Consider the following 2709-nt stretch of genomic DNA (forward strand, 5'->3'; position numbering starts at 1 on the left):
AGATAGACTATAGTCTATCTTATTTTTTAACTCTAATATTAATATGGGAACTTGTCATCAAACCATCTCAAAAAGTTAGAAAAATGGATTGCTTTAAATATTCGTAATCTAATACGTTCTACAATAAAAGCCAACAAATAAATTAAAATCCCTGCTCCTAAAATTAAAAATGGGTAAAGATAAATGGACTCATAAACAAACGTCTCTGCAAAATCTCTTACAAAATATTTTACTATTAGTGGGTGGAGATGACAGAGATAAACTCCCAAGGTTGAAGGGGCTAATACAACAATTATTTTCTTTAAGAATCCCGAGGGCTTAATGCTTGCTCTAGCAAATAATATAAACAAACTTACCGCCCCTAAAGTTAAAGTAGGCGAAACATACCAATACCAAATATCACCAATACTAAACTTCATGACATAAGTAGCAACCAATGATAATAGATAAACTATAAGTAAGTATGATGTTTTAAATATATTTAAATCAATACGTTTCAAATAGGCACCAATAATATATAAAATCAGTAGCCAAGTCATCTCAAAACCCTTGCTCAATGAAAATTCTGGAACACGATTGTTTAAAACAGCTGGTAAAATTGAAAAAATAATAAACATTAACAAAACCAATTGTTTTAATTGTTTATCAGTCAAGGCATTTAATCCATTATTAATAACAGGCATAAAAACCAATAGACCAAAGTAAGCAGTAATATACCAATACTGCCCACTGACAATAGGGAAAAAAGCATCTCTCCAATTAAGCAAGGTCACTTCATGACCTGTGATTGCAAAAAGTGCTGTTATTGTAAAGGTGTAGAAAAAAACCTGTGCCCAGATAGTCAGTAATTTTGAGTAACGATAACGCGAATTAATTCCCACATAACCACTTATTAGTGCATAACAGTTAACAGCCCCATAAACTAAGACTTGGATAATCCACGTTACTATAAAATAGGAGTCTGCGTGTCCCTCAACCGAAGATCTCAGACCACCTTTTCCAAGAACATGCGTAATAACAATCATGAACATGGAAATAATCCTTAAAAGGTCTAAGCCGTAATGACGACCTGATTGTTTAATACTTGTATACTTTTCCATAATCATATTTTAGCATAGCTATTTCACTAAAACAAAGAGCAGGCTTATAAAGTTAAGGTTTACATTTTACTTATTTTTGGATATAATAACCTTAACGGATAAGTAGTATAATAGTTCTTTACAGAGAGTCTGCGGTCGTTGCGAGCAGATAGAATTGTTTTATGAAATTCTACCGTGTTCCATTTATGGGAAATAATTTAATCAATCAATCAAGTGCACTTCTGTGAAGCTGGATGGAACCGCGCCTTTGCGCTCCAGCATGACAGGGTGTTTTTTAGTATAAAGGAGATTCCTATATGTTAGACTTAAAACGTATTCGTACAGATTTTGATGCTGTCGCTAAAAAATTGGCCACGCGTGGTGTTGACCAAGAAACATTAACAACCCTTAAAGAACTTGATATAAAACGCCGTGAATTACTTATCAAAGCTGAAGAGGCGAAAGCGCAACGTAATGTTGCTTCTGCTGCCATTGCTCAAGCAAAACGAAATAAAGAGAATGCAGACGAGCAAATCGCAGCTATGCAAACACTTTCCGCTGATATCAAAGCAATTGATGCGGAATTGGCAGATGTGGATGCTAATTTACAATCAATGGTGACCGTACTTCCTAATACACCAGCTGATGATGTGCCGCTTGGAGCAGACGAGGATGAAAATGTTGAAGTTCGTCGCTGGGGAACTCCTCGTGAATTTGATTTTGAGGCCAAAGCTCACTGGGATTTAGGGGAAAGCCTTGGAATTCTCGATTGGGAACGTGGTGCAAAAGTTACTGGTTCTCGCTTCCTCTTCTACAAAGGTCTAGGTGCTCGTTTAGAGCGTGCTATCTACAGCTTCATGCTGGATGAACACGCTAAGGAAGGGTACACTGAAGTGATCCCTCCTTATATGGTTAACCACGATTCAATGTTCGGTACGGGACAATATCCAAAGTTCAAGGAAGATACTTTCGAATTAGCAGATAGCCCATTCGTACTTATCCCAACAGCTGAAGTTCCTTTAACAAACTATTATCGTGATGAAATTATCGATGGGAAAGAATTACCTATATACTTTACTGCCATGAGTCCATCATTCCGTTCAGAAGCAGGCTCTGCAGGACGTGACACACGTGGATTAATTCGCCTTCATCAATTCCATAAAGTAGAAATGGTGAAATTTGCCAAGCCTGAGGAATCATACCAAGAATTAGAAAAAATGACAGCAAATGCTGAAAATATTCTTCAAAAACTTAATCTCCCATACCGTGTCATTACCTTATGTACAGGAGATATGGGATTCTCAGCAGCTAAAACGTATGACTTAGAGGTATGGATTCCTGCTCAAAATACTTATCGAGAAATTTCTTCATGTTCTAATACTGAAGATTTCCAAGCACGTCGTGCTCAAATTCGTTACCGTGACGAAGTTGATGGCAAAGTTAGGTTGCTTCATACTTTAAATGGTTCAGGACTTGCAGTTGGACGTACTGTAGCAGCAATCCTCGAAAATTATCAAAATGAAGATGGTTCTGTGACTATCCCAGAAGTTCTTCGTCCATATATGGGTAATATCGATATTATTAAACCAAATTAGGCACTCTAAAATGAGTTGGTATACCAACTCATTTC

At 36.7% G+C, this 2709-nt stretch carries 2 protein-coding genes; one reads left to right on the forward strand and one right to left on the reverse strand.

Annotated elements, in window-relative coordinates:
- Positions 1–38 precede the first annotated feature (38 nt).
- Positions 39–1100 carry an acyltransferase gene (locus HMPREF9171_RS104780; RefSeq protein ID WP_000417634.1) on the reverse strand — a complete coding sequence of 354 codons (1062 nt, stop codon included), beginning with the start codon at positions 1098–1100 and terminating at the stop codon, positions 39–41.
- Between the two features lie 296 nt (positions 1101–1396).
- On the opposite strand from HMPREF9171_RS104780, the gene serS reads away from it, so the two are divergent.
- A complete protein-coding gene (gene serS, locus HMPREF9171_RS104775) occupies positions 1397–2674 on the forward strand; it encodes a serine--tRNA ligase (protein ID WP_000886188.1) in 1278 nt (425 codons plus the stop codon).
- Positions 2675–2709 lie beyond the last annotated feature (35 nt).

Source organism: Streptococcus agalactiae ATCC 13813, from assembly GCF_000186445.1.
Classification (GTDB): domain Bacteria; phylum Bacillota; class Bacilli; order Lactobacillales; family Streptococcaceae; genus Streptococcus; species Streptococcus agalactiae.